The sequence below is a fragment of the Noviherbaspirillum autotrophicum genome (genome assembly GCF_000818395.1).
Taxonomy (GTDB): Bacteria; Pseudomonadota; Gammaproteobacteria; order Burkholderiales; family Burkholderiaceae_D; genus Noviherbaspirillum; species Noviherbaspirillum autotrophicum.
On record NZ_JWJG01000028.1, the window covers coordinates 4,137,240 to 4,164,028 of the forward strand.

The 26,789-nt window shown below is 60.5% G+C and carries 21 protein-coding genes; 7 read left to right on the plus strand and 14 right to left on the minus strand.

All coding sequences use genetic code 11. The features are described 5' to 3' along the window. Positions 1–63: 63 nt before the first annotated feature. Together rpmF and TSA66_RS20500 are read right to left on the minus strand one after the other, a co-directional pair. Positions 64–246 (minus strand): 50S ribosomal protein L32, encoded by a 183-nt coding sequence (gene rpmF / locus TSA66_RS20495; protein ID WP_040041351.1) that lies wholly within the window; start codon positions 244–246, stop codon positions 64–66. Between the two features lie 73 nt (positions 247–319). Then, positions 320–817, minus strand: coding sequence for a YceD family protein (locus TSA66_RS20500; RefSeq protein ID WP_040041352.1), 498 nt, complete (start codon positions 815–817; stop codon positions 320–322). 106 nt (positions 818–923) lie between these two features. On the opposite strand from TSA66_RS20500, the gene TSA66_RS20505 reads away from it, so the two are divergent. Together TSA66_RS20505 and TSA66_RS20510 are read left to right on the plus strand one after the other, a co-directional pair. Further along, a complete protein-coding gene (locus tag TSA66_RS20505; RefSeq protein ID WP_040041353.1) occupies positions 924–1,538 on the plus strand; it encodes a Maf-like protein in 615 nt (204 codons plus the stop codon). A gap of 39 nt (positions 1,539–1,577) precedes the next feature. Continuing rightward, positions 1,578–2,330, plus strand: a complete 753-nt coding sequence (locus TSA66_RS20510) for an SAM-dependent methyltransferase (protein WP_040041354.1) — start codon at positions 1,578–1,580, stop codon at positions 2,328–2,330. Positions 2,331–2,605: 275 nt separating this feature from the next. Here TSA66_RS20510 and TSA66_RS20515 read toward each other — a convergent pair whose 3' ends face one another. From TSA66_RS20515 to rluC, 4 genes are read right to left on the minus strand one after another with little or no spacing between them, the layout of a single operon-like run. After that, entirely contained in the window at positions 2,606–3,607 is a 1,002-nt protein-coding gene (locus tag TSA66_RS20515) for a S49 family peptidase (protein ID WP_040041355.1), read from the minus strand. A 32-nt stretch (positions 3,608–3,639) separates the two neighbouring features. Continuing rightward, positions 3,640–4,011, minus strand: coding sequence for a Rieske (2Fe-2S) protein (locus tag TSA66_RS20520; protein ID WP_040041356.1), 372 nt, complete (start codon positions 4,009–4,011; stop codon positions 3,640–3,642). A 7-nt stretch (positions 4,012–4,018) separates the two neighbouring features. Next, positions 4,019–4,678 (minus strand): HAD-IA family hydrolase, encoded by a 660-nt coding sequence (locus TSA66_RS20525; protein WP_040041357.1) that lies wholly within the window; start codon positions 4,676–4,678, stop codon positions 4,019–4,021. A 41-nt stretch (positions 4,679–4,719) separates the two neighbouring features. Beyond that, the gene (gene rluC / locus TSA66_RS20530; RefSeq protein ID WP_040041358.1) at positions 4,720–5,739 is read right to left on the minus strand and encodes a 23S rRNA pseudouridine(955/2504/2580) synthase RluC; all 1,020 of its coding nucleotides are present in this window, start codon (positions 5,737–5,739) and stop codon (positions 4,720–4,722) included. A 548-nt stretch (positions 5,740–6,287) separates the two neighbouring features. Here rluC and TSA66_RS20540 point away from each other — a divergent pair. From TSA66_RS20540 to moaA, 3 genes are all read left to right on the plus strand, one after another. Beyond that, positions 6,288–9,131, plus strand: a complete 2,844-nt coding sequence (locus TSA66_RS20540; protein ID WP_040041360.1) for an Rne/Rng family ribonuclease — start codon at positions 6,288–6,290, stop codon at positions 9,129–9,131. Positions 9,132–9,252: 121 nt separating this feature from the next. Next, the gene (chrA, locus tag TSA66_RS20545; RefSeq protein ID WP_040041361.1) at positions 9,253–10,596 is read left to right on the plus strand and encodes a chromate efflux transporter; all 1,344 of its coding nucleotides are present in this window, start codon (positions 9,253–9,255) and stop codon (positions 10,594–10,596) included. A gap of 45 nt (positions 10,597–10,641) precedes the next feature. After that, positions 10,642–11,751, plus strand: coding sequence for a GTP 3',8-cyclase MoaA (gene moaA, locus TSA66_RS20550; RefSeq protein WP_040041362.1), 1,110 nt, complete (start codon positions 10,642–10,644; stop codon positions 11,749–11,751). Between the two features lie 119 nt (positions 11,752–11,870). Here the strand turns inward: moaA and TSA66_RS20555 are convergent, their stop codons facing one another. From TSA66_RS20555 to TSA66_RS20590, 8 genes are all read right to left on the minus strand, one after another. Further along, positions 11,871–13,871 carry an acyl CoA:acetate/3-ketoacid CoA transferase gene (locus TSA66_RS20555; RefSeq protein ID WP_269748402.1) on the minus strand — a complete coding sequence of 667 codons (2,001 nt, stop codon included), beginning with the start codon at positions 13,869–13,871 and terminating at the stop codon, positions 11,871–11,873. Positions 13,872–13,911: 40 nt separating this feature from the next. Then, entirely contained in the window at positions 13,912–17,040 is a 3,129-nt protein-coding gene (locus tag TSA66_RS20560; RefSeq protein ID WP_040041363.1) for an efflux RND transporter permease subunit, read from the minus strand. Continuing rightward, positions 17,037–18,611, minus strand: a complete 1,575-nt coding sequence (locus TSA66_RS20565) for an efflux RND transporter periplasmic adaptor subunit (protein ID WP_052452477.1) — start codon at positions 18,609–18,611, stop codon at positions 17,037–17,039. The genes TSA66_RS20560 and TSA66_RS20565 overlap by 4 nt, the downstream gene beginning before the upstream one ends. Then, positions 18,608–19,924 (minus strand): TolC family protein, encoded by a 1,317-nt coding sequence (locus tag TSA66_RS20570; protein WP_052452685.1) that lies wholly within the window; start codon positions 19,922–19,924, stop codon positions 18,608–18,610. Before TSA66_RS20570 ends, TSA66_RS20565 begins: the two co-directional genes overlap by 4 nt. Before the next feature lie 72 nt (positions 19,925–19,996). After that, positions 19,997–20,383 carry a hypothetical protein gene (locus TSA66_RS27130; protein WP_157691739.1) on the minus strand — a complete coding sequence of 129 codons (387 nt, stop codon included), beginning with the start codon at positions 20,381–20,383 and terminating at the stop codon, positions 19,997–19,999. An 86-nt stretch (positions 20,384–20,469) separates the two neighbouring features. Further along, entirely contained in the window at positions 20,470–21,780 is a 1,311-nt protein-coding gene (locus TSA66_RS20580) for a hemolysin family protein (protein ID WP_040041366.1), read from the minus strand. 90 nt (positions 21,781–21,870) lie between these two features. Next, on the minus strand, positions 21,871–23,325 hold the full coding sequence (gene rmuC / locus TSA66_RS20585) for a DNA recombination protein RmuC (RefSeq protein ID WP_040041367.1): 1,455 nt from the start codon (positions 23,323–23,325) through the stop codon (positions 21,871–21,873). Positions 23,326–23,388: 63 nt separating this feature from the next. Next, on the minus strand, positions 23,389–23,790 hold the full coding sequence (locus TSA66_RS20590) for a group II truncated hemoglobin (protein ID WP_040041368.1): 402 nt from the start codon (positions 23,788–23,790) through the stop codon (positions 23,389–23,391). 433 nt (positions 23,791–24,223) lie between these two features. On the opposite strand from TSA66_RS20590, the gene TSA66_RS20595 reads away from it, so the two are divergent. Both TSA66_RS20595 and fcl read left to right on the plus strand, forming a co-directional pair. After that, positions 24,224–25,585, plus strand: a complete 1,362-nt coding sequence (locus tag TSA66_RS20595; protein ID WP_232429502.1) for an undecaprenyl-phosphate glucose phosphotransferase — start codon at positions 24,224–24,226, stop codon at positions 25,583–25,585. A 234-nt stretch (positions 25,586–25,819) separates the two neighbouring features. Next, positions 25,820–26,788, plus strand: a complete 969-nt coding sequence (gene fcl / locus TSA66_RS20600; protein ID WP_040041370.1) for a GDP-L-fucose synthase — start codon at positions 25,820–25,822, stop codon at positions 26,786–26,788. The last annotated feature ends 1 nt before the right edge of the window (position 26,789 follow it).

The window sequence follows — 26,789 nt, forward strand, 5'->3', positions numbered from 1 at the left end:
ATGAAAAAACGGCGCCAAGTCAAACTTCCGCGCCGCTTTTAGCTTAGGAACAATGACCGACAATTATTCGTCGTTTTTGGTCTTGAGAACCTTGCGACCGCGATAGTAGCCGTTCGGGCTGATGTGGTGACGCAGATGCGTTTCGCCGGTGGTCGGTTCCACAGCCAGCGCCGGAGCGCTCAGATGATCGTGCGAGCGGTGCATACCGCGCTTGGACGGGGACTTCTTGTTTTGTTGAACGGCCATGATGACTCCTAAACCTTAAGATTCAAAATTTTAACATATCCGGCTTGCCGACCTATTGCAAACCAGGAACTCTTTACTTCTTTAAATTCTTCAGCACCGCAAACGGAGAGACTTTTCCCACATCTTTCGGTGCCACTGGCATGGCTTGATCCGGACAAACCTCATGCTTCGGGGACAGTGGGATCGCGAGCAGCGCCTCATCCTCGATCAGCTCAGCAAAATTAAATGCCCGGCTGCCGACAATCACATCAACCGACTCATCTGCGAGCAGCGCCTCGATTTCATCCGCACTGACCTCGTCCCGCGCCAGAACCACCACCGATTCGGACTCGATATCAAACCCAAACGGGGTCAGGCACCGCTGACACATTAACCGTACACCGCCGGAGATAGAAAGCGTCAATTGCGGATGACCACGACTGTCATTCCCGCCTTTCAAGGACCAACGCAGCGCGCCGGACTTGTCAACTGACTCTTCCGAGAGTCGCGGCAAATCCGCTACCGTAATCTCGCCTTCGCGGCCCTCTTTGAGCCGGCAAAATTCGAACGCGTCGATGACAAAAGCATTCATACAGAAGCCGAACCCGGAAAACCTGCGATAATAACAGGCTTTTCCCTTATTCGTCAAAGTGTTAGACGGGCTTTAACAAGCCGCCAGCCAAAAATACAAATAGCCCATGTCCTCCCCGTCCGCTTTTCCTCGCCTGATTCTGGCATCCAGTTCCAAATATCGCAAAGAATTGCTGAGCCGCCTACGCCTGCCGTTTGAAGTACTGGTGCCAAATATTGACGAAACACCGAATCCGGGAGAAACCCCGGAGCAGACCGCGATGCGCCTTGCCCATGAAAAATCTCGCGCAGTTCTGGCACAAGCGCCGGAGGCCATCGTGATTGGGTCAGACCAGGTTGCCACTTTGGACGGCGAGCAGATCGGCAAACCCGTATCACACGCCAATGCTCTGATACAGTTGCAAAAGATGCGCGGCAAGCGCGTGGTTTTTCATAGTGCTCTATGTGTGTACGACGGGCGCAACCCAGATGCCACGCAAGCAGTGCAACTGGAAAACGTGCAGACCTTCGTCACCTTCCGCGACCTCCGGGACGAAGAACTGGAATCTTATCTTCGCATCGAGCAACCTTACGATTGCGCAGGCAGCGCGAAAAATGAAGGTTTGGGAATCGCGATCATCGAAAGAATTGAAAGCACCGATCCCACGGCGCTCACCGGACTGCCGCTAATTGCGCTATGCACGATGCTGCGCCGCGCCGGCGTGCCGTTTTTCTCCGTATAGCACTACCCACAGCCAATCCCCCTCCTGTAAAGCGGACATATGCCCGGCATCCTTTACCTGATACCCAATACGCTTGGTCCGGCCGCCCCGGCGCCCGCCGATCCGCTTGCCCACGTCATCCCGATTGAAGTGCAGTCCATTACCGCGCAGCTCGGTTATTTCATTGCCGAGAATGCGAAGACGACGCGCGCCTTTCTCAAGCTGATCGCTGCACAGCACCCCCTGGCAAAGCCATTACAAGAAATACATATCAGCGAACTGAACGTCAATACGCCCGCCGCACAATTGCCCGCGCTACTGGCTCCGATTAAAGCCGGGCAAGACGGTGGCTTGATTTCGGAAGCTGGCGTACCGGCCGTGGCCGATCCGGGCGCCAACCTGGTTCGCCTGGCCCACCACGAGGGAATACGGGTCAAGCCCCTGGTTGGGCCATCATCTCTTCTACTAGCAGTCATGGCGAGCGGCTTGAGTGGCCAGAGCTTTGCGTTCAACGGCTATCTTCCGACAGACGCAACACAACGGACCAAGCGGATCAAAACGCTTGAGGATCGATCGAGACTGGAACGGCAGACCCAGCTATTCATCGAAACCCCTTATCGCAATGCTGCATTGCTGGAAGCACTGGTCACGGCCTGCAAGCCTAATACGTTGCTATGCGTGGCGACTGATTTGAGCCTGCCAACGGAGACCATTGCGACGCAGGCTATAAGTAAATGGAAGCAGGATTTGGCGGCAGGCAGGGCGCCGGATTTCCACAAAAAACCAACCGTTTTCTTGCTATTGTCTGAGTAGCATCGCCCAAATGAGCAAAACGGCGGTATTGCGCCGCCGTTTTGCATGCCCATAAGGGCAATCAGAGAAGCCCAAGGCTTCTCAGCGCCGCGTCCGAGACGCGGCAATGATCGTCCAGCCCGCAAGTCTTTCCTTTTGCATATTTTTATGCGTCACAAGGATCAAAACCGAAACCAGACAAAATCAGTATAAATCGCCATACACAAGTATCAAGGCCGGAAAATGCATTTCTGCCCCCCTACTCATCCATGCTGCGGAGAGCTACTGCAAACACCCTAGCGGAAACTCGGCTTGGCCGAATGACTCCAGAATGCTCCCATCGCAGCGCTGCCGACGGCCCCACCGAATTTCTTCAAGAGCCTCTCGGACAAGCCTTCACGCTGGGTGTAATCGACGATGTCTTCGGCCTTGAGCACATCGCGCGCCACGGTATCTACCGTGCCGAAACCATCCGCCAATCCCATGTCGACTGCTTGTGAGCCGATCCAGAATAGGCCTGAAAATGTTTCAGGCGTTTCCTTCAGGCGTTTCCCCCGACCTTGACGCACCACGTCGATGAATTGCTGATGCACAGTGTTGAGCATGTCTTGTGCATAGTTCTTTTGCCTGGCGGTTTGCGGGCTGAAAGGGTCCAGAAAGCCCTTGTTTTCTCCAGCTGTCATAAGGCGACGCTCGACGCCGACCTTATCCATCAGGCCCGTGAATCCGAAGCCATCCATCAGCACTCCGATGGAACCGACGATGCTCGCCTTATTGACAAAAATCTTGTCGGCCCCCGCCGCAATGTAATAGCCCCCCGAGGCACAAACCTCATCGACCACCACGTAAAGCGGCTTGCGCGGGTATTCCTTGCGCAGGCGGATCATTTCATCGTTGATGATACCGGCCTGAACTGGACTACCGCCCGGGCTATTGATGCGCAAGATGATGCCGACCGAGTTATCTTCCGAAAATGCCCGGTTCAAGGCTGGAATGACCGAGTCAGCGGCTCCCGACGTACCCGTCTCGATCGTGCCGTCAATCTCAATAAGCGCGGTATGCGGCCCGACGATTTCCTCTTCCTGGTTGCTCAGGACGAAGGCCATCCACAAGCCGACGACAATGACGCCAAGCGTTACAAATCGAAAAAAAATGTTCCAGCGGCGGCGCGTGCGCTGTTCATCGAGGCTGGCAAATGCAAGCTTCTCCAGAACCTCACGCTCCCAACCTTCTTTCCTTGCCGGACCGGTTGCAGTCGGCGAAACAGGGCGATTTTCTTCAGAATTATTATCAATCATTGTGCTGTACTCGATTGTGTGGCTGCCAGCCTTTATGCTCTTGCCGGCTTGATATAGTCATCCGGCGTCCAGAATACCTGATTCTCTTTTTCAAAGACTGCGATCGGCCGCAAGCGCCCCCCTCGGCAAGGCCCTCCGGCGCATCGGCCGGTTTCCGGGGTATAGATTGCTCCGTGCGTGGAGCACATCAGATACAGCCCGCTCGACTCGAAAAAATCCCCTTGATTCCAGTCGAGTTCGATCGGCACATGCGCGCACCGATTCAAGTAGCCATATACGACATTGTCATAACGGACGACAAATCCGGTACTGTCTTCGCCTCCCGCCGTCACGGGAAAGCGCACACCCTTCCCCCCTTCCACCAGCTCGCTGGAGGCGCAGATGGGGATCGCTATATCGTCCATAGGGCAATCATGCATTTTCACTCAGCCAGGTGTGCAATTCGCCTACCGAATTGGCCGCATACAAAGGATTCAATGCCCGCAGTTCAGCGGCAGAATGAGCACCGTAGTGCACGGCAACACCTGACGCGCCGGCATTGATTGCCATTTGCAAATCATGCGTGGTATCGCCGATCATCAGGGTGCGACCAAGATCCTGCCCCAGTTCGCGCGTTAATTCGTGCAGCATGGCAGGATGAGGCTTGGAAAATGTTTCATCTGCGCAACGCGTGGCATCGAATACGGACAGTAGGTCAGCCACGTCGAGCGCACGGTTCAGCCCGACGCGGCTTTTTCCGGTGGCGACCGCAAGGAAATAGCCTTGCTGCGCCAAGTCTTCCAGCATTTCCCGTACTCCATCAAAAAGTGCCAGATCGTGATCCTTGGTCAGATAGTGATAACGATATCGCTCGACCATATGCGGATAATGCTTTGGATCGAGGCCGGGCAAAACCGCCTCCATCGCGTCATGCAAGCCCAATCCAATGACATACGATGCAGCCTTCTTGTCCGGGATCGGGAGTCCAAGATCTTTGGCCGCGGCTTGGATACAGGCAACGATCGTCGCCGTGCTGTCCATTAGTGTTCCATCCCAGTCGAACACGATTAAATCAAACTTCTTTCTTGCCATATATATAGTTAGGCAGCAATTGCTGCAAATTCATTAGATTATTACGAGTCGACCTGCGCGGAAAATTTGCCAAGGCTCTGAAGGAAATTCTCGCATTCCGGCGGCAACCCAGCCTTGAGCGTCACCGGAATGCCAGTATCCGGATGCAGAAAGGTGATCTGATATGCGTGCAAGAACATGCGCTTAAGCGCGATCCGCGATCCGTCCGCCTTCTGCAAGGCCTTGTTCAGGCCAAAGTCGCCATACTTGTCGTCGCCTGCAATCGGAAAGCCGGATGACGCAAGATGCACCCGGATCTGATGAGTGCGCCCGGTTTTCAATTCGGCTTCCAGCAACGCAAATTCGCCATAACGCCTGATCAGATTGAATACAGTATGTGACGGCATCCCGTCCGACTGCACGCGTACGCGACGCTCGCCTTCCGACGTCGTATATTTAAACAATGGCAGTTTTACATGCTGTCGGGAATTTTGCCAATCGCCATGCACCAAGGTCAGATAACGCTTATCGAGCCGGCCTTCCCGGATCTGTTCATGCAGGTTGGTCAGCGCGGAACGTTTTTTGGCCAGCAGTAAGATACCCGACGTTTCGCGATCGAGACGATGGACCAGCTCCAGGAATTTCGCCTCGGGCCGGGCGGCACGCAATTGCTCAATTACGCCGTAGCTCACTCCCGAGCCGCCATGCACGGCAACGCCGGCCGGCTTGTCAATCACCAGCAGGTGCGGGTCTTCCAGCAGTATCTTAAATTCCGCGCCTGGCACCACTTGAGTTGCCTTCTCAGCAACCCTCACCGGCGGCACACGCACGACATCGCCGGCCACAAGCCGGTATGTCTGATCGATGCGTCCCTTGTTGACCCTGACCTCGCCCGAGCGCAGGACACGATAAATATGGCTCTTAGGCACCCCTTTACAAATGCGCAAAAGAAAATTATCAATACGCTGCCCGGATTCTTCGTCAGAAATGGTAACCAGTCGAACTTGCGGCAAGACTTGTGAGGATTGGTTAACCAACCCTGATTCCTTTCGCCCCTCAGAAAATCTCGCTAAGTCCTTCATTTTGAATATATAATTGTTTCGCGTCGGTTACAGATCCAACGCGAGTGTAAGAATAAAAAGCACATTCTACACAGGGGCGTCTCCACCCGCCTCGCCAGATTGCAAAATCGATGGAAAGATGTGTACGCATCATTCACGCGCGAATCAGGGTTGCACCGCTGTTGCAATCGGGTAGCGCGCATGAATGCTGGACAAGATTGCTTGAATTGTAAGGATACGTCCGGCAAGCACTTCCTCTTGAAGGATGCTCGCTGGTTGATGTGGTTGGTTCCTGTTTGCCGATTTCGTTGAACCCGATGTTTCGTTTGGCTCAAATAAGCTGCTCATTGCCAGTCGCTGTGCCCGTCCCGGTCTCTGAACCGGTCGATATGCGCGGCGAGGATGAAGCACGCCGTCGGCATCCGTCCCAACCACATCCGCGCCCCGTTGCGACCGTTGCGCATTTCGCGCCCGCCGCACACTAAGGCAGTTCCCTCCCTCAAGCACTCCGACCTCGCGTACATCCCTGTACTTTAAAAAGCTGGCCTCAAAGGTCACGGAGTAAAAAAATGAAACGTATGTTGTTTAACGCTACGCAGCAGGAAGAGTTGCGCGTAGCTATTGTCGATGGGCAAAAACTCATCGACATCGACATCGAGACAAGCGGACGCGAGCAGCGCAAGTCCAATATCTACAAAGGTGTGATCACCCGCATCGAACCGTCGCTCGAAGCCTGCTTCGTCAATTACGGCGAAGAGCGCCATGGCTTCCTGCCGTTCAAGGAAGTGGCGCGCAGCTACTTCAAGGAAGGTGTGGATGTGCGCAATGCATCGATCAAGGATGCACTGCGCGAAGGCCAGGAAATCATGGTCCAGGTCGAAAAGGAAGAGCGCGGCAACAAGGGCGCTGCGCTGACTTCCTTCATTTCGCTGGCGGGCCGCTACCTGGTTCTGATGCCGAACAATCCGCGTGGTGGTGGCGTTTCGCGCCGGGTCGAAGGCGAAGACCGCCAGGAACTGCGCGAAACCATGGACAAGCTGGATCTGCCGAACGGCATGTCCGTCATTGCCCGCACCGCAGGCATCGGCCGCAATGTCGAAGAACTGCAGTGGGACTTGAATTACCTGATGCAGTTGTGGCGTGCGATTGAAGGTGCCGGCACGTCGGCGCCGGGCGCCTTCCTGATTTACCAGGAATCGTCGCTGGTGATCCGCGCGATCCGCGACTACTTCCAGCCGGATATCGGCGAAATCCTGATCGACACCGACGACATCTACGAACAGGCCCAGCAGTTCATGAGCCACGTGATGCCCGACATGGTGCACCGCGTGAAGCGCTACCGCGACGACGTGCCGCTGTTCTCGCGTTTCCAGATCGAACACCAGATCGAAACCGCCTATTCCCGCACGGTGCCCCTGCCTTCCGGCGGCGCCATCGTGATCGACCACACCGAAGCACTCGTTTCGATCGACGTCAACTCGGCCCGCGCCACCCGCGGCAGCGACATCGAAACCACCGCACTCCATACCAATCTCGAAGCCGCCGACGAAGTGGCGCGCCAGTTGCGCCTGCGCGACCTTGGCGGCCTGATCGTGATCGACTTCATCGACATGGAGAACGCGAAGAACCAGCGCGAAGTCGAAACCCGCCTGAAGGATGCGCTTCGCTATGACCGCGCCCGCGTCCAGATGGGCAAGATTTCCCGTTTCGGCCTGATGGAACTTTCGCGCCAGCGCCTGCGTCCGTCGCTGTCCGAAGGCAGCCATGTGACCTGCCCGCGCTGCAACGGCACCGGCCATATCCGCGATACCGAATCGTCCGCCTTGCAAGTCCTGCGCATCATCCAGGAAGAGGCAATGAAGGAAAACTCTGCCGCGATCCACGTGCAGGCGCCGGTCGATGTAGCCGCGTTCCTGTTGAATGAGAAACGCGGTGAAATCCTGAAGATCGAAACGCGCCATCGCGTGACGGTCATCCTGATCCCGAACAAGCACCTCGAGACCCCGCATTACAAGCTGGAACGCATCAAGCACGACGATCCGCGCCTGGAAGATGCGCAAGCCAGCTATTCCATGGCAGAGGAAGCCGATACCGATATCAGCTACGGCAAGCGCCAGAAAGAAGAAGTGCGTCCGCGCCAGGAAGCCGTGGTCAAGGGCATCACGCCCGACCAGCCGGCGCCGATCGTCGAACGCAAGCCAGTCGAGCCTGCGCCGGCTCCGGCACCGATTGCCCAGCCGGCCGAAGAAGGATTCTTCAGCCGCATGTTCGGCTTTTTCCGCCGCAAGCCGGTCGTACCGGCACCGGCTCCGGCCCCCGTAGTGGAAGAAAAACCTGCACAAACCCGCAGCGATCGCGGTGACCGCAATGGCCGCAATCGCAATCGTGGCCGAGGCCGCAGCGGCCGGGAACAGGAACGCGAAACGCCGCGCAGCGAAGGCCGTCAGGAGAATGTGAAGGCGACGACAGCAGCACCGGTCGCCGAAACCACGCAGCGCCCGCCACGGCCACCGCGTGAACCACGCGAGCCACGTGAACAACGCGAACCGCGCGAGCAACGTGAAGCGCGCGAAGGCGGCGAACCGCGCCGCGAACGCGCGGAGCGCCCGCCACGCCAGCGGGAAGAACGCAAGGAAGCGCCGGTGGACGAGCTGCTGAATGCAGCAGTCGAGCCGATTGCTCCTGTTGCACCAGTCGCGTTGACAGCGGTATCCGATACCGAAGCGCCTGAAGGCATTCCGTTTGCCGAAGACGGCACCGGCGAACAAAGCGAAGAACGCCGCCGTCGCCGTCGTCGCGGTGGACGCAATCGCAATCGTCGCGACCGTGAGAACGGTGAGGCCATCGCAGCCGGCGGCGAGCTGGAAGCCGCCGACGAAGCGGCTGCGGAAGAAGCGGCCGCACCGCAGGAAGCGGCACAGCCGGAAACTGCTGAAGCTGTCACTCCGGCGCCTGTGGTCCAAGAGCCTGCCGTACCGGCTGCCCCGGCGCCCGCAGTTGCCGAGGAAATTGCCGAGGAAAGCGTGCCGGTTCCGGCACCAGTGGAAGTCGCCGCAATCGAGCCGGCCCCCGAGGAAGCCGTCGCTGCAGCACAGGAAATTGCCACGCCGACAGCAACTGCTCCGGCAGAACCGGTTCCGGTCGCGGTAGCGGTGGAGCCGCAGCCGACGCCGGCAGCACCGGCACCGGTAGCGGCGCAGACGGAGGCGGCTCCTGCAGCCATGCCGCTGGATCATCTGCGCGGCATGCTGGCCGAGGCTGGCCTGACGCTGGCAGTCACCGATCCGGAAAAGCTGCGTGCAGCGCAGGAAGCTGCTGCGAAAATCGTTCCGCAGCCGCGCGTGCCGCGTGAGCGCAAGCCGTTGCCGCCGCAGTCGACCGAGCCGCTGATCCAGGTCGAAACGCGTCGTTAACCTTGCGTCCCGAAGCGCCGCAAGGCGCTTCGGGGGAAAAATAGCCACAATAAAAAAGGGAGCGCATGCTCCCTTTTTTATTCCAAGCCACCGTGCATCACCTTTTCCAATTCGACAAACCATGACGACTAACTCGCCCCGGCGTCCTGCGGCGGTCAGCATGGGCGCGGCATTCCGTTACTGGCTGAAGCTCGGCTTCATCAGTTTCGGCGGCCCGGCCGGACAAATCGCGCTGATGCATGCCGAACTGGTGGAGCGGCGCCGCTGGATTTCCGAGCACCGCTTCCTGCATGCGCTGAATTACTGCATGCTGCTGCCGGGCCCCGAAGCGACCCAGCTTGCGATATATATCGGCTGGCTGATGCATCGTACCGCCGGCGGAATTATCGCGGGTAGCTTGTTCGTGCTGCCGTCGCTGCTGGTCCTGATAGGCCTGTCATGGATCTATCTTGCATTCGGCCAATTACCGCTGATTGCTGGCGCGCTATATGGAATCAAGCCGACGGTGGTAGCGATCGTGCTGGCCGCGGCTTGGCGCATCGGGTTGCGCACCTTGAATGGCTCCTGGCTGATCGCACTGGCGGTGGCTGCATTTGTCGCCATCGCCGCCCTGCATGTTCCGTTTCCGGTCATTGTGATTGGCGCCGCCGTGCTTGGCATGATCGGTGGCCGGATCGTGCCCGCGCAATTCAGCCACCGCACAACTCATGCGGCGGCAAGCATGCCCTCGTTCGGGCCGGCGCTGATCGATGACGATACACCGACACCGCCCCATGCCCGTTTTTCCTGGATGCGGCTGGCAATCGTCGTCGGCAGCGGCATCGTACTGTGTGCCATCGCATGGGTTCTGATTGCGGTCCGCTATGGCGCCACCGGACCGCTGGCGCAAATGGGATGGTTCTTTACCAAGGCCGCGTTGATGACCTTCGGCGGCGCCTATGCGGTGTTGCCGTACGTTTATCAAGGCGCCGTGGAAACCTACCACTGGCTGACGCCGGCCCAAATGGTCGACGGCTTGGCGCTTGGAGAAACGACGCCCGGCCCCTTGATCATGATTGTCTCGTTCATCGGATTCGTCGGCGCCTGGAGCAAGTCGGTATTCGGTCCCGACAGCGTGCTTCTGGCCGGCGTCGCGGGCGCCTGCGTCGCGACCTTCTTCACCTTCCTGCCGTCGTTCGTGTTCATTCTCGCCGGCGGGCCGCTGGTCGAATCCACCCGCAGCGATATCCGGTTGAGCGCGCCGCTGATGGCAATTTCGGCGGCGGTCGTTGGCGTGATCGTGAGCCTTGCCGTCTTTTTCGCAGAACACGTGTTCCGATTGACCGAGGACGTGCGGTCCTGGGATTGGCTAGCGATCGTGATTGCTGCCGCCGCCACGCTCGCCTTGATGCGTTTCAAAACAGGAACAATCAAGGTAATCCTTGCCTGTGCACTGGCTGGGCTCGTGGTATCTTATCTGCGTTAGTCTCCGCCCCAGCGAACGCCGGCCTCCTGGCAATTGCAACAACACATGGCAGAAAAATTCATCCCCGTCGCCGACCACCGCAATGTCGTTCCCGTCGTGCCTTCCGTGCCGGAAGCACCGACCGGGCACCTTGCGGATACGCTTGCGCGCCCCTTGCAGGACTTGCGCATCTCGGTGACCGACCGCTGCAATTTCCGTTGTGTCTACTGCATGCCCAAAGAGGTGTTCGACAAGGACTACGCGTTCATGCCGCACTCGTCCTTGCTTTCGTTCGAGGAAATCACGCGCATTGCCAGGATCTTTGTCGCGCACGGCGTGCGCAAGATCCGCTTGACCGGCGGCGAACCGCTGCTGCGCAAGAACATCGAACACTTGATCGAAATGCTCGCCGCGCTGACGACGCCCGACGGCCAGGCGATCGATCTGACACTGACGACCAATGCATCGCTGCTCGCACGCAAGGCACAGGCATTGAAGAATGCTGGATTGCAACGCGTCACGGTATCGCTCGACGCGCTCGATGAATCGACTTTCCGGCGCATGAACGATGTCGACTTTCCAGTCTCGGCTGTTCTCGACGGCATCGCCGCTGCCCATCAGGCCGGGCTCGGCCCCATCAAGGTCAACATGGTTGTCAAGGCCGGGATGAACGATGCCGAAATCGTGCCGATGGCGCGGCACTTCAAGGGGTCGCCGTTTATCGTGCGCTTTATCGAATACATGGATGTCGGCGCCAGCAATGGCTGGAAAATGGATGAAGTAATTCCATCGGCGCAGGTGGTGCGGCGAATCAGCGCCGACATGCCCCTGGAACCGATCGATCCCAACTATCCGGGTGAAACGGCGCAGCGCTGGCGCTACGTTGACGGCAGCGGCGAAATCGGCGTCATTTCCAGTGTCACGCGCGCCTTTTGCCGCGAGTGCACGCGCGCGCGCCTGTCGACCGAAGGGAAGCTGTATACCTGCCTGTTCGCCACCCGTGGCCACGATTTGCGCGCGCTGCTGCGCGGCGGCCGCAGCGATGACGAGATCGCGGGCGCGGTCGCGCAGGTGTGGCGCGCGCGCGCTGACCGGTATTCGGAACTGCGTACGGCAAATACCGCCGGGCTGGAGCAGCCACTCAGAAAAGTCGAGATGTCCTATATCGGTGGATGAGCGCGGGGTTTCGCAAAGCATGCTTTGCGCCGCGCGAATCCGAACCGCTTGCAAGCGGCAAGGTGGATAGCCGCGATCCGACTCACGTCTTTGTAAATTCCGGACCGCACCTCGTCCCCCTATCCGCCCAGCTGCGACAACGCCTCCTCCGAACTTGCATACAGCCCGGGATCGGCCTGATGCCTGCGGAATGCCTTGCCAAAGTAGCTGCGCATGAAGGCGCTGCTGGTGTAGCGCGTGACGCGGCTGTAATAGTGTTCGGTCAGCTCCTGCACCATGTCGACGTACCCGTCCATCAGGTCCGGCAGGATCGAAAAATTATCGTAGTTCACTACGGCCGGCACTTTCCTGCCCAGTGGCCGCAGGCGCTCTTCGACAGCAGTGCGTATCTCCTCGATATCGGCGACGTTCTTCACCTCGTAGCCTTCGAAGTTGACGAAAAACAGGTTGCGCCGCGCGTCATACACCAGGCGCTGCTCGAGCGGCAGGTACAGGATGTCGTTGCGCAGCCCCATCGGTACCGGGCTGAAGATGCGTGCGTCCATGAGCTTCAACTGCGGGCTGACCACCGGCCGGAAACGCATTTGCGACAGTACGTCGCGCTCTAGGTCGATGCCTGGTGCGACTTCCACCACTTCCAGCCCCGCCAGCACCAGCCGGAACACGCAGCGCTCGGTTACATACAACACTGTCTGCCCGCGCTGCAGCGCGTATTCGCCACTGAAGGTGCGATGCTCAACCTCGTCGACGAACTTCGGCGCAGCACCCTCGTGCCGGATGGCGAGCTTGCCGTTGGCGATCTCCACGCTCAGCTTGCCGGCGGTGAACGTACCGACGAAGACAACCTTCTTCGCATTCTGGCTGATGTTGATGAAACCGCCCGCCCCCGCCAGGCGCGGGCCGAATTTGCTCACGTTCAGGTTACCGTGCCGGTCGGCCTGCGCCAGCCCGAGAAAGGCGACGTCGAGTCCGCCCCCGTCATAGAAATCGAACTGGTACGGCTGGTCGATGATCGCCTCGGCATTGGTGGCCGCGCCGAAGTTGAGGCCGCCGGCTGGTATGCCGCCGATCACGCCGGGTTCGGCGGTGAGCGTCACCAGGTCAAGGAGCTTTTCTTCCGCCGCCACGCTGGCAACGCCCTCGGGCATGCCGATGCCGAGGTTGACCACATTGTTCGGCTTGATCTCCAATAGCGCGCGCCGCGCGATGATCTTGCGCTCGCTCATTTCCATCGGCTTGATGGACGACACCGGGACGCGAATCTCGCTGGCGAACGCCGCGCTGTACGGCTCGATGAAGGTCTGCATATGGAACTCCGGCTTTTCCGCCACCACCACGCAATCGACCAGGATGCCGGGCACCTTCACCTGGCGCGGATTGAGCGAGCCGGCCTCAGCGATGCGCTCCACCTGCACGATCACGATGCCGCCACTGTTGTGCGCGGCCATGGCGATGGCCAGCGCTTCCAGCGTCAGCGCCTCCTTTTCCATCGTCACATTGCCATCGGGGTCGGCGGTAGTGCCGCGGATGATGCCGACGTTGATTGGCAGCGTCTTGTAGAACAGGTATTCCTTGCCGCCGACCGTCATCAGTTCGACCAGGTCGTCGGTCGTGACCGCATTGATCTTGCCGCCGCCGAAACGCGGGTCGACGAAGGTCCCGAGCCCCACATCCGTCAGCAGCCCCGGCTTGCCCGCCGCGATGTCGCGAAACAGGTGGGTAATCACGCCCTGCGGCAGGTTGTAGGCCTCGATCTTGTTGGCGATCGCGAGCTGCTGCAGCCGCGGGACCAGGCCCCAGTGGCCGCCGATGACGCGCCGTACCAGTCCTTCATGCCCGAGATGGTTGAGGCCGTGCTCCTTGCCGTCGCCCTGGCCGGCGGCATAGATCAGCGTGAGATTGCAGGGCGTGCCCTTGCCCAGCAGTTCCTCCTCGCTCTCGAGGAAGCGCTTCTCCAGCGCGACGGCGATGTTTTCCGCAAAGCCGATGCCGACGAAGCCGCCGGTGGCGATGGTATCGCCGTTGTGGATCAGGCGCACCGCTTCGGCGGCGCTGACAATCTTGTGGCGGTGCAGATGGCGCGACGCGCCGGCGATCTGCGCCAGAATGGGATGGGCCACGATTCCTCCTTCAACATGTGGCGCACCGCCATCCTGTGCCCTACCTGCGCGCAGAACGCCGGCGCATCAGCAGGTAAACCGCAGGAATCACGAACATCGACAAGAGCGGCGCAGTAATCATCCCTCCGACCATCGGCGCAGCGATACGTTGCATGATTTCCGAGCCGGTGCCGGCACCGACCATGATCGGAATCAAACCCGCGATGATGACAGCCACGGTCATTGCCTTGGGCCGCACGCGCAGCACGGCCCCGGCACGGATTGCGTCGAGCAAATCGGCTTCGCTGGTCTTGCCATCCATCACACGCTCTTCCCACGCATGCTTCAGATACAAGAGCATGATGACGCCGAATTCAGCCGAGACGCCGGCCAGCGCAATGAAACCGACGCCGCTGGCCACCGACAGGTGATGGTCCAGCAGCCACAACAGCCAGATGCCGCCGGCCAGGGCGAATGGCAGCGTGGCCATGATCAGCGCCGCTTCGTCGGCACGCCGGAAGGTCAGGTACAGCAGCACGAAAATGATGAGCAGCGTGGCCGGCACCACGATCTTCAGCTTGGCGGCGGCGCGTTCCATGTATTCGAACTGGCCGGACCAGGACAGCGCGTAACCGGCCGGCAGCTTCACCTCCCGGGCCACCGCTTCGCGCATGTCGCGCACCACCGATTTCATGTCGCGCCCGTGAATGTCGACATAGACCCAGCCGGACAGGCGCGCATTTTCGCTCTTGAGCATCGGCGGGCCTTCGTTGATGCGGATGGCAGCCACGTCCGACAGACGGATCTGCGCTCCGCGCTCGGTGAGCACCGGCAGCTTGCGCAGCCGCTCCACCGAATCGCGCAGCTCGCGCGGATAGCGCACGTTGATCGGGAAGCGCTGCAAGCCTTCGATGGTTTCGCCAATGTTGTCGCCGCCGATCGCAGCCGACACGATGCCCTGCACGTCGGCGATGTTCAGTCCATAGCGCGCCGCCGCGCCGCGGTCGATATCGACATCGACATAGCGTCCGCCGGTGAGGCGTTCGGCCAGCGCCGAACTCACGCCCGGGACCGCTTTTACAACGTGCTCGATCTCGACCGCGATGCGATCGATTTCCTGCAGGCTGGCGCCGGACACCTTGATGCCGACCGGGCTCTTGATCCCGGTTGCCAGCATGTCGATGCGGTTGCGGATCGGCGGCACCCAGATGTTCGACAGGCCCGGCACCTTGACGGTGCGGTCGAGCTCCTCGACCAGCTTATCCGGCGTCATGCCGGGACGCCATTGGTCACGCGGCTTGAACTGGATCGTGGTTTCGAACATTTCCAGCGGCGCCGGGTCGGTCGCACTCTCGGCACGCCCTGCCTTGCCGAACACGCTCTGCACTTCCGGCACGGTCTTGATCAGGCGGTCGGTCTGCTGCAGCAGCTCCGACACCTTGCCGGCGGATATGCCGGGCAAGGCCGACGGCATGTAGAGCAGGTCGCCTTCATCGAGCGGCGGCATGAATTCGCCACCCAGCCGGCTTAAGGGCCAGGCGGTCAGCCCGGCCACCAGCAGCGCCAGCGCAACGGTCGTCTTGGGATGGCGCAGCACGCGCTCCAGCATCGGCCGATAGGCGGCGATCAGGAAGCGGTTGAGCGGATTGCGCTGCTCATCGGGGATGCGTCCGCGGATCAGGTAGCCCATCAGCACCGGGATCAGGGTCACGGACAAGCCGGCCGCCGCCGCCATTGCATAGGTCTTGGTCCATGCCAGCGGCGAGAACAGGCGGCCTTCCTGCGCTTCCAGCGTAAATACCGGGATGAAGGACAGCGTGATGATCAGCAGCGAAAAGAACAGTGCAGGCCCGACCTCGGCGGCGGCATCCCCGACCACCTTCCATTGCTCCTCGCCTTCCAGCGCGTGTCCCGGATGGGCATGCTTCCATTGCTCGATATGCTTGTGCGCGTTTTCGATCATCACTACAGCGGCATCAACCATCGCGCCGATTGCGATGGCAATGCCGCCCAGCGACATGATGTTGGCATTCACGCCCTGATAACGCATCACGATGAAGGCGGCCAGCACGCCCAGCGGCAGCGACACGATGGCGACGAAGGCCGAACGCAGGTGCACCAGGAAGATCGCGCACACCAGCGCCACCACCACGAATTCCTCGATCAGCTTGTGCTGCAGGTTATTGACCGCGCGATTGATCAGGCTTGAGCGATCGTAGACCGGTACGATCTCCACGCCCTGCGGCAGGCTGGTCTGCAGGACCTTGAGCCTGGCCTTGACTGCGGCAATGGTTTCCAGCGCGTTTTTCCCGCTGCGCATCACGATCACGCCGCCGGCCACTTCGCCCTCGCCGTTCAGGTCGGCGATGCCGCGTCGCATCTCGGGACCGATCTGCAGGTGCGCGACATCGCCCAGCAGCACCGGCACGCCGGCGTCGCTGGTCGTCAGCGGAATTTTACGGAAGTCGTCGAGCGACTTCAGGTAGCCGGAGGCGCGCACCATGTATTCCGCCTCGCCCAGTTCCAGCACCGAGCCGCCGGTTTCCTGGTTGGCCTTTTGCACGGCTTCGGTCACCTTGGCATGCGTGACGTTGTAGGCGCGCAGCTTGCCGGGATCGAGCACGATCTGGTACTGCCGCACCATGGCGCCGACCGATGCGACTTCCGACACGTTGGGCACCGCCTTCAGCTCGTACTTCAGGAACCAGTCCTGCAATGCGCGCAGTTGCGACAGATCCATCCGGCCGCTCTTGTCGACCAGCGCATATTCGTAGACCCATCCTACGCCGGTGGCGTCCGGCCCGAGCGCGGCCTTGGCCTGCGCCGGCAGGCGCGACTGTACCTGGTTCAGGTACTCCAGCACGCGCGAGCGCGCCCAGTAGGGATCGGTACCGTCTTCGAACAGGATGTAGACGAAGGAGTCGCCGAAGAAGGAATAGCCGCGCACCGTTTTCGCACCAGGCACCGACAGCATCGTGGTGGTCAGCGGATAGGTGACCTGGTTCTCGACGATCTGCGGCGCCTGGCCGGGATAACTCGTGCGCACGATCACCTGCACGTCCGACAGGTCGGGCAGCGCGTCCAGCGGCGTCTTCGACAGCGACCACACGCCCCAGCCGGCCACCATCAGCGTGGCGAGCAGCACCAGGAATCGGTTGACGATCGACCAGCGGATCAGTCGGGCAATCATTTGTGCCCCCCGGCTTCGTGCTGATGCTCGTGTTCGTGTTCGTGTTCGTGTTCCTGCGGCGCCCCCGCTGCCTGCCGCGTCATTGCGGCGATCTCGAATTCGCCGTCGGCGGCCTGGCGGAAATCGAAACCGACGATATCGCCCACGGAGATGTTCTTCGGCAGTCCGCCGGCCGGCAGCTTGAAGTCCATCGTCATCGCATCCCACTGCAGGGATGCAATCGGTCCATGCGAGATGGTGATCGAGTCCTGGCTGATGAATTCAACCTTGCCCTCGCCGTGATGCAGCGGCAATCCGCCCTTCTTCGCCTCCGGCGCCTGGTCCGCGCCCATGCGGGTCGCGGTTCCCTTCAGGCTGGCTTCGGAATCGATCAGGAACTGGCCGGAGACCACCACCTTCTGGGCCGCATCGAGCCCCTTGCGGATCTCGGTCCGGCCATTCGCTTCGTCGCCGGTGTCGACATCGACCGGCGCGAACCTGCCATCGTCTTGCGCGACGATCACGACGCTGCGCCGCCCGGTCCGGATCACCGCTTCAGTCGGCACCAGCAAGACATCCTTGCCGGCCTCGGGAGCAAAGCCGACTGTGACGAACATGCCGGGCACCAGCTGTCCGGCGGTGTTGGCCAGTTCCACGCGGGCCTTCAGCGTGCGGGTGGACGGATTCACATCAGGCAGGATGGCGCTGACGCGGCCCTTGAACAGGCTTTGCGGCAAGGCCGCGGAACGCGCTTCGATTTCCATGCCGGGGCGCAGCCGGGATGCGGCATTCTCCGGCACTTCCGCATTCACCCACACCGTGTCGAGCCCGTTGATCCGGAACAAGGGGGCGCCGGCCATTACCGTCATGCCCTCGCGCGCGGCCAGCTCGGTGACGACACCGCTGATAGGCGCGGTGAGCGTCATGCGCGCATGTGTCTTGCCGCTGGCCTCCACCTGCCGGATCTGAGCTTCGGACATGCCGGCCAGTGCCATGCGCTGACGCGCGGCGGCCACCAGTTCGTCGCCGCCGCGCATGCGCCGCACCGCCAGGTATTCTTCCTGCGCCGCGATCCAGTCGGGCACATACAGTTCGGCGAGTGTCTGGCCACGCCGCACGCGATCGAGCGGCGCGCGTACCGCCAGTCGTTCAACAAAGCCGTTGCTGCGCGCTTGCACCAGCGCCACGTCACGCTCGTTGTAGGCGACGCTGCCGACCGCTTCCAGGGTCGCTGCCAGCCGCCCGCGGGTCACCAGCGCGGTCCGTATTCCCAGGTTCTGCTGCACACGCGGGCTGATACTAACCATGCTGCCGTCGCCGCCGGCATCGGCGTAGACCGGCACCAGCGGCATATCCATGTAGGGGGACTTGCCGGGCTTGTCGAACCTGGTACCCGGGACCATCGGGTCGTGCCAATAGAGAATCTGACGGCCGGTCGCCGGGTCGGTCATGCCGGCCTTCGGTTCTGCCGCCGCAGTCTGCGGCGGCACCTTCTGCGCGCCCTGGCTGACGCCCAGCCGGTACAGCCCGTAGCCGCCGGCGCCGAGCAGCGCGCACGCGCCGAGTGCGAGAACAATATCCCTGGTTTTCATTTGCTGTCCTTGTCCATCATTGTCCGGGATGCGGCGCCGCTCGCCGGAATAAGGAAATTGATCTGTGCCCACAGGCGGCCGATGTCCGCGTCGAGCTGCAGCGCCAGCATGCGCACGTCGATTTCATTGCGGCGCGCGGCCAGCACATCGGCCAGCCCAGCCTTGCCGCCACGATAGGCGGCCAGCACCACCGCCGAACGCTCCCGGCTGAACGGAATCAGCTCGCGCTCGTAGCGGGCGCGGCGCTCGCGCGTGCTTTCCCATTCGTTGAACATGGCCTGTATTTCGGCGACATGGGCGCGCAGCGCATCGTCGCGTTCCGCCCTCGCCTGCTCCAGTTGCTCCAGCTTCGCCGACAGCTCGCGATCCTGCCGGTTTTTCCGGTCCCACTGCAGCGGCATCGACACGCCGACCGAAATCATGTTGTCGTAAGATGGCCCGCGCTGGCTGAACATCACCTCCACGGCCCAGTCGGACTGGCGGTTGGCTTCTGCAAGGCGCGCTTCGGCCTCGGCAATGGCTTCCTGCCTGCCCAGTGCCGTAATTTGCGGATGGTGAGCGAGTTCGCCTTCGATCTCTGCACCGCTAAGCCGGACGCTGCTGGTGTCCGGTGCGCCTGAGAGCGCCGTACCGGCCGCCTCGCCAATCCAGCGCGCCAGCATCGTCTTGGCGTTACGCACGCGATTTCTGGCCTGAGCCGCCCGCTCTTCCAGCGCGGCCAGCCCGCTGCGCGCGTTGACAAGGTCGGCCTGCACGCCGCGTCCGCCACGGTAGGCGCCTTGAGCGGCTTCGACTTCCTGCCGGGCCTGAGCGATCTGCTCGTCGAATAGGCGCACCGTTGCTTCCGCGTAGTAGCTGTCGAGCCAGGCAAGTGCGGTGTCGCGTTCGATGGCGGCAGCCATGGCCGCCGTCTCAGCCTGGATTTTTTCCGCTTCGCGCACGAAACGTTCGGCCCGCCAGTGGCGCTTGTCGGCGCGAGTGAATTCCTGCATCACGCCGATCCGGCGCATGGTCATGGAATCGCGCGCGATGCTGTAGCGGTCCGGTCCTTCGACCGGCAAGTTGTCGATGCCGACCTTCAGCACGGGATCGGGCAACTGCCCCGCAGCGGCGGCCATGTCGCGCGAAGCCGAGGCGGCGTGATCCTGCGCCGCCAGCTTGCGCGAACGTTCAAGCGCGATACGTTGCGCCTGCTCCAGCGTGAGCGCATCGCCGGCGGCGAATACGGAATTGACGCAGGCAAGCCCCAGCAAAGCAGCGCCGCAAACAAGAAATGATCGTCCACGCAGGGACGCGTTGAGATGCAATGACATGAAAATCCTCCAGACAAGCGTCAGCCGGCCGTGCATAACAACAATGCTCGGCAATTCAAGCGGCCCGGGGTTTCAAATGCGCAAACAGCAGTGGTCTATCGCATGTGGCGGCGCGGTCGCCCGCGTCAGGACGACATCATCGGGAGGCGCGTGCCTGGGCTCCTGCCGCATGGCGGCAACGACGACTTCCCGCTGCAATGCGGCGGGAACGAACGGCTGAATGTCCGGGGATGGCGGCTTGTCGAGCAACTGACTGCCGGCCTGCTGATGCGCCTGGCACAGGTTCGGCTGCGCCGTATCCATGCCGTGGCAATCTTGCATGCCCTCATCGGCGGCTGCAGCGATCCGCAGGGGATCGATGCCCGGACAGGCATATGCCGCCACTGCCAGTTGCAGGAACAGCAGGCTGGCAAGCGCCAGAAGCGCGGCAAAGCGGCGAGTTTGATGAAACCGAACCATATGCGCCGATTTTATCAATAGACCTTGACGATGGCACTGCGCCGCAGCGCAATTGGCGCATCCAGATCAAGCAAGGGCAATATATTTCAGGCTTTATCGCTAACGTCCGGCACTTCCGGTGGCTTGGGCGATGCCAGTACCTTGTCGATCCGCTTGCCGTCGATATCGACGATTTCGAAACGCCAGTTTTCCCACTCGCAGCGGTCGCCCGTTTGCGGCAGCCTCCCGAGGAGGAGCATCATCATTCCGCTCAGCGTGTTGTAGCGCCCGCGCTCTTCTTCCGGCACGCCATTCATACTCAGGCGGTCCTTGAGTTCCGGCACCGGGATCAATCCGTCGAGCAGCCAGGAGCCATCCTCGCGTTGCACTGCCCAGGCTTCTTCGGCGCGCGGCGTCTTGAACTCGCCGGTAATCGCTTCCATCACGTCCTGCAGCGTGACGATGCCCTGCACCTGGCCGTACTCGTCGACGATGAACGCCAGCTGCACGCCGGAGTTCTTGAAGTTTTCCAGCAGCTCCATGCCGGTCAGCGATTCCGGCACAAAGACCGCCGGCTGCAGGTGCTCCGTCAGGTTCGGCTGTTCACCGCGCAGCGTCTGGGCCAGAAGCTGGCGCGCGCTGACTACCCCCAGCACCTCGTCCCAACCGCCGCGCAATACCGGATAGCGCGAATGATCGGTTTCTTCGAAGCGCTTGAGATTGGTCTGCAGCGAAACGTCCACGTCGAAATACACGACGTCACTGCGCGGCACCATGAGCGATGCAATCTGGCGGTCGTCCAGGCGGAACACATTGCGCACCATCTGGTGCTCATGGTGCTCGATCACGCCGGCGCTCGATCCTTCGGCCAGCAGCAGGTTGATCTCTTCCTGGGTCACGCTCGGCTCGGACCGCTCGCTCACGCCGATCGCATGCAATACCAGCTGCGTGGAGCCGGACAGGAAACGCACGAAGGGCTTCGAGATTGCCGCCAGCCACAGCATCGGCCGCGCCACCAGGCGCGCGATCGGTTCCGGGCTGATCTGTCCGACCCGCTTGGGCACCAGTTCGCCCAGCACGATGGAAAAATAGGTAATGCTGAACACCACCAGTCCGGTGGCGAAATACTGCGACACCGACTGCCGCATGCCGAGGCCCTGCAGCCAGAGCGCGAACGGCTGCGCCAGCGTCGCTTCGCCGACGATACCGTTCAAAATGCCGATTGAAGTGATCCCGATCTGCACCGTGGACAGGAAGCGATTCGGATCGTCGCCCAGCTGGATTGCGGCGCCGGCGGCCGTATCGCCGGCATCGGCCAGTTTTTGCAGGCGCGCCCTGCGGGCAGTGACCAGCGCAATTTCGGACATGGCAAACAAGCCATTCAGCAGAATCAAACCGAACAGGATCGCTATTTCCATATGTGTTGCGCGGCAAGGCGTGTGAAATGTGGAAGATCAGAGCTTGGCGCAGGCCGCCCGCCCGGCAGCACTGGCGTTTCTAGGAGCATCTTAGTCTTCATTCGCTTCGGATGCCTCGGTCCCCAACAACAGTTGCGCAGTTTCGGAAGGCAAGGCTTCCACCGACTTGAGCTTGCGCGACATCTGGCGCGTGCGGGTTTCCGCCTGCTCGATGTTCTTTGCAGCACGTTCAAGCGTATTCTTGGTGGCCGCCAGCACGTCGCCGAACTTGCCGAATTCAGTCTTGACCGCGCCCAGCACTTGCCAAACTTCGGACGACCGTTTCTCCAGCGCCAGCGTGCGGAAACCCATCTGCAGGCTGTTGAGCAAGGCCGACAGCGTCGATGGGCCGGCAATGCTGACACGACACACGCGCTGCAATTCGTCAGCTAGGCCGGGGCGGCGCATGACTTCCGCATACAAGCCTTCGGTCGGCAGGAACAGGATGGCGAAATCGGTAGTCAGCGGCGGCGACAGGTATTTTTCGGCAATGGTCTTGGCTTCGAGACGCACCGCCCGCTCAAGCTCCTTTCCGGCCGCGGCCACGCCGTCGGCGTCGGCCAGCTCGGCAGCTTCGGCCAAGCGCTCGTACTGCTCTTTCGGGAATTTCGCGTCGATTGGCATCCACACCGGCCGTCCGCAGTCCTCCTGCCCCGGCAGCTTGACGGCGAACTCGACACGCTCGCCGGTGCCCGGCACCGTCTCGACATTCTTGGCGTACTGGTCTGGCGTGAGCACTTGTTCCAACAGCATTTCCAGCTGCACTTCGCCCCAGGTGCCGCGCGTTTTCACGTTGGTCAGTACCCGCTTCAGGTCGCCCACGCCGATGGCGAGCTGCTGCATCTCACCCAAGCCCTGGTGCACCTTATCCAGCCGGTCCGACACCAGCTTGAACGATTCGCCCAGGCGCTGCTCCAGCGTGGCATGCAGCTTCTCGTCGACCGTCTTGCGCATTTCTTCCAGCCGTGCGCCGTTATCGGTCTGCAGGTCGCGGATCTTCGCTTCCAGCGTGGCGCGCACTTCCGCCATGCGCTGCGCGTTCGATTCGGTCAGCACCGTGAGCGACTGGTTGAGCGTGTCGCCGAAGCGCTTGAGCGCCGCCGACTGCTCTTCACGACCGCTTTGCGCCTGCGCTGTGATGGCTTGGCGCATCGCATCGAGCTGCTGGGCGTTCAACTCGCTCATCTTGGCAAGCTGTTGCGCAAACGAGTCGATCTGGTTGTTCTGAATCGTGGCCATACTGGTCAGCTGTGAAATCAGCGCTTGCTGGAATTGCCCGATATTGGCGCCCAGTTCCTGGCGCGTGCTCTGCGCCGTCGTCTGCACCTGGTTGCGCAATTCGCGCTCGACGCGCTCGCCGGTTTGCTGCTGGTGGCGCTGCAGATCGTCCTGCAATTGCAGCAGCTGGGGCGACACATCCTTGGCGCGGGTGCGCAACAAGATGACGAGTTGCAAAATAATGACTGCCGCAATCAGCAGCAGCGTAATGAGCGTTATTGCATTCATGAAAATATCCGTATAACAGGAAGGACGAGGAGCCAGGCTCCTTGCTCGTCAGATAGGCGGGCGTCAGCCAGCGCGGTTGCGCATCCAGTCGGCCGTCTGGTAGAACGACTGCATCATGCGCTCCTGCAGGCTTTCCTCAACGCCCACGTCTTGCATGGCCCACGCCATGCAGCGCAGCCACTGGTCGCGCTCGTCCGAGGCAATTGGATACGGCAGGTGCCGGGCGCGCAGACGCGGATGGCCAAAGCGTTCGATGTACATGTCCGGACCTCCCATCCAGCCGGAAAGAAACCAGTACAACTTGTCGCGTGAGCTATCCAGCGGCGTCGGGTGCATGGCACGGATGCCGGCGAATTCCGGTTCGAGTTCCATCAAGTCGTAAAAGCGGTCGACCAGTTCGCGCAGCTTGGTCGCTCCGCCAATCAATTCGTACGCCGTACGTTCTTGAGCTTCATCAATATTCATGGAAACGAATGATAGCGCATCGACCGATTGTGCGGATCATTCTGCTGTTCATTGGAACAGTCAATCGCCGGCCCTGGCGGACGCCTTATCAGGGGCGCCGAAGGGGCATTTTTCACCCTTGGCGATGCCGCGTTGCCTCACAAATTTGCATCCTTAGATCGCGCGCAACACCCTGTTTGACGCACAGCATTCTGCTTTTTGAGACGGCGCAAGCAAACCCTACTTAGCAATTTCTCCTTTGCTTTAGTGACTACCATTGTCTAAAAGGTAATAGCCTTTTGAGCAGCGAGAGCACTTCGGCGGCTTTATGTCGAAACCGCAACAAGCCTACCGCGCCGGGCCATCGCGGGTATGGATCTGTTGCAAACGATGAGACTCCAGAAACGCCATGCAAGATTTAATAAGCAATAATTCTTCCCGGATGGAATTATCGATGAGGCTGATGGATGTTGTGGCGCTTGAGCTTGCCGGCGCCGTCGCCAGCCAACTTCATTTTCAGGTTCCCTTGCTCGACGCAGAGCCGATTCATGCAGTGTTGCTCCATTTCTGCAGTGCCCTCGCCTTCCTCCTGTTTCCACAGCTTGAGCTGTATGGATCATGGCGCGGCCGCTCCCTGCCCGACCTGTTCCTGCGCCTGGCAGCGTCATGGGCGCTCGTGCTGATGATCGGGTTGTTCTTCAGCTTCATGATCCATCACGTCGGCCATGTGTCGCGGCTCTGGCTTTTCTACTGGTACGCCATAGGCGTTGCCATGCTGATGGCGTATCGCTCCGCGGTCTACTTCGTGCTGCGCTACTTGCGCACCAAGGGCTTGAACAGCAAGCGCGTGGTGCTTGTGGGCTATGGCACCACCGGACAGGAATTGCACCGTCGAGCACACGACCTCGACTGGGCCGGCTACGACGTGGTCGCGGTTCATGCTGCTCCGGAAGACGCCTGCAAGATTACCGATCCCACGATCGTACGCATCCCCGACCTGCAAAAAATCCATGAATACGTCGTGGCAAATCACATCCACGAAATCTGGATCACCCTGCCGCTGATGGAGTCGCCCAAGCTGCAGCAGCTGCAGTACCTGTTGCGTAATACGCTGGTCGACATCCGCTGGGCGCCCGACATCCTCGGCCTGCAAATGCTCAGCAACAAGATGACCAACTTCCTCGGCTTCCCGGTGGTCGATCTGAATCAGCCCATTTCGAGCGGGTTGAACGGTATCGTCAAGGATATCTTCGACAAGGTATTTGCGCTGGTTGCGCTGATCCTGCTGATTCCACTATTCGTGGTGCTGGCGGTGCTCATCAAGCAGTCATCGCCGGGACCGATATTCTTCAAGCAGCCGAGGCTGGGACTGAACGGAAAAAAATTCAACGTCTACAAGTTCCGCACGATGAAGGTCCACGAAGAACATGGCACGGTGACGCAGGCGACCAAGAACGATCCGCGCATCACGCCGATCGGTGCCTTCCTGCGGCGCACCAGCCTGGACGAGCTGCCCCAGTTTATCAACGTCCTGCTGGGAGACATGTCGGTTGTTGGTCCGCGGCCACATGCGCTGCAGCATAACGAGCTGTACAAGGATTTGCTCGAAATGTACATGCTGCGCCACCGCGTCAAGCCGGGCATCACCGGCTGGGCGCAGATACATGGGCACAGAGGCGAAACCGACACGGTGGACAAGATGGCCAAGCGGGTGCAGTTCGATCTGCACTATATCCAGAACTGGTCGTTATGGATGGATATACGCATCATTGTCTGGACTGCTTTCAAAGGATGGACGGGAAAGAACGCATATTGATGAGACGCAGAGCGTGAGTCCGGTCCCACCCTGGTGCAGCAGCCGAACCGGCATCCGGTCCCGGCAACAGCACTATCTTCCGCGCCGCCCGCGCCTGCGCGGCCTCAGATTGCAGAAGAAATGCTCAGCGAACCAGCAGGTCGCGCCAGCAACATGACACACGCCAATCATCCCCGTCGCACGGCTGGCTAAAATGCATGATGCATCGTGCCATGACAATTCAAGAGGAAGAGCATGAACAAGGAATCAGACAAGCGCATTTATGTTGCCGGACATCGCGGCCTGGTGGGATCGGCCATTGTGCGAACGCTACGCAAGCGCGACTACAGCAACATCGTTACCCGCACTCATGCGGAGCTGGACCTCACCCAGCAGGCGCAAGTACGCGCCTTCTTCGAATCGCAATCGATCGATGAAGTGTATCTCGCTGCTGCCCGCGTCGGCGGTATCCATGCCAACAATACCTACCCGGCAGAATTCATCTACGACAACCTGATGATCGAGGCCAATATCATTCATGAGGCGTGGCGCGCCGGCGTCAAGAAGCTGCTGTTCCTCGGCTCATCCTGCATCTACCCGCGCATGGCGCAACAGCCCATGAGGGAAGAATACCTGATGACGGGACCGCTAGAAGCGACCAATGAGCCTTACGCGATTGCGAAGATCGCCGGGATCAAGATGTGCGAAAGCTATCGCCGGCAGTATGGCGCCGACTTCCGCAGTGTCATGCCAACCAATCTCTATGGCCCCGGCGACAACTACCACCCGGAAAACAGCCATGTCATTCCCGCCCTGATCCGCCGTTTTCATGAAGCGAAAATGAATGGCGCGGAAAGGGTCCTTATCTGGGGCACCGGCACGCCTAGACGCGAATTCCTGTATGTCGACGACATGGCGGATGCCAGCGTCCATGTGATGGAAATGGAGCGTTCCATCTATGAGACCAATACGACGCCAATGTTATCCCACATCAATGTAGGCACAGGCGAGGACGTCACAATACGCGAGATTGCAGAGCTGATCAGCAAGGTTGTCGGCTATCAGGGGAACATCGAATTCGATACTTCCAAACCAGATGGTACGCCGCGCAAATTGATGGACACGTCGAAGCTGGCCCGGCTGGGATGGCATCCCAGTGTCTCCCTTCAGGCAGGGCTGATCGAAACCTATCGGCAGTTCCAGGAGAGCGTGACCGGCAATTAGG

Coding starts and splice junctions, on each gene's coding strand:
- TSA66_RS20525 (WP_040041357.1), bottom strand. CDS start 4,678: ATGGCAAGAAAGAAGTTTGATTTAATCGTGTTCGACTGGGATGGAACA.
- TSA66_RS20510 (WP_040041354.1), top strand. CDS start 1,578: ATGCCCGGCATCCTTTACCTGATACCCAATACGCTTGGTCCGGCCGCC.
- TSA66_RS20515 (WP_040041355.1), bottom strand. CDS start 3,607: ATGATTGATAATAATTCTGAAGAAAATCGCCCTGTTTCGCCGACTGCA.
- TSA66_RS20595 (WP_232429502.1), top strand. CDS start 24,224: ATGAGGCTGATGGATGTTGTGGCGCTTGAGCTTGCCGGCGCCGTCGCC.
- TSA66_RS20505 (WP_040041353.1), top strand. CDS start 924: ATGTCCTCCCCGTCCGCTTTTCCTCGCCTGATTCTGGCATCCAGTTCC.
- TSA66_RS20540 (WP_040041360.1), top strand. CDS start 6,288: ATGAAACGTATGTTGTTTAACGCTACGCAGCAGGAAGAGTTGCGCGTA.
- fcl (WP_040041370.1), top strand. CDS start 25,820: ATGAACAAGGAATCAGACAAGCGCATTTATGTTGCCGGACATCGCGGC.
- rmuC (WP_040041367.1), bottom strand. CDS start 23,325: ATGAATGCAATAACGCTCATTACGCTGCTGCTGATTGCGGCAGTCATT.
- TSA66_RS20570 (WP_052452685.1), bottom strand. CDS start 19,924: ATGTCATTGCATCTCAACGCGTCCCTGCGTGGACGATCATTTCTTGTT.
- TSA66_RS20590 (WP_040041368.1), bottom strand. CDS start 23,790: ATGAATATTGATGAAGCTCAAGAACGTACGGCGTACGAATTGATTGGC.
- rpmF (WP_040041351.1), bottom strand. CDS start 246: ATGGCCGTTCAACAAAACAAGAAGTCCCCGTCCAAGCGCGGTATGCAC.
- TSA66_RS20580 (WP_040041366.1), bottom strand. CDS start 21,780: ATGGAAATAGCGATCCTGTTCGGTTTGATTCTGCTGAATGGCTTGTTT.
- chrA (WP_040041361.1), top strand. CDS start 9,253: ATGACGACTAACTCGCCCCGGCGTCCTGCGGCGGTCAGCATGGGCGCG.
- rluC (WP_040041358.1), bottom strand. CDS start 5,739: ATGAAGGACTTAGCGAGATTTTCTGAGGGGCGAAAGGAATCAGGGTTG.
- TSA66_RS20560 (WP_040041363.1), bottom strand. CDS start 17,040: ATGATTGCCCGACTGATCCGCTGGTCGATCGTCAACCGATTCCTGGTG.
- moaA (WP_040041362.1), top strand. CDS start 10,642: ATGGCAGAAAAATTCATCCCCGTCGCCGACCACCGCAATGTCGTTCCC.
- TSA66_RS20565 (WP_052452477.1), bottom strand. CDS start 18,611: ATGAAAACCAGGGATATTGTTCTCGCACTCGGCGCGTGCGCGCTGCTC.
- TSA66_RS20520 (WP_040041356.1), bottom strand. CDS start 4,011: ATGGACGATATAGCGATCCCCATCTGCGCCTCCAGCGAGCTGGTGGAA.
- TSA66_RS20500 (WP_040041352.1), bottom strand. CDS start 817: ATGAATGCTTTTGTCATCGACGCGTTCGAATTTTGCCGGCTCAAAGAG.
- TSA66_RS27130 (WP_157691739.1), bottom strand. CDS start 20,383: ATGGTTCGGTTTCATCAAACTCGCCGCTTTGCCGCGCTTCTGGCGCTT.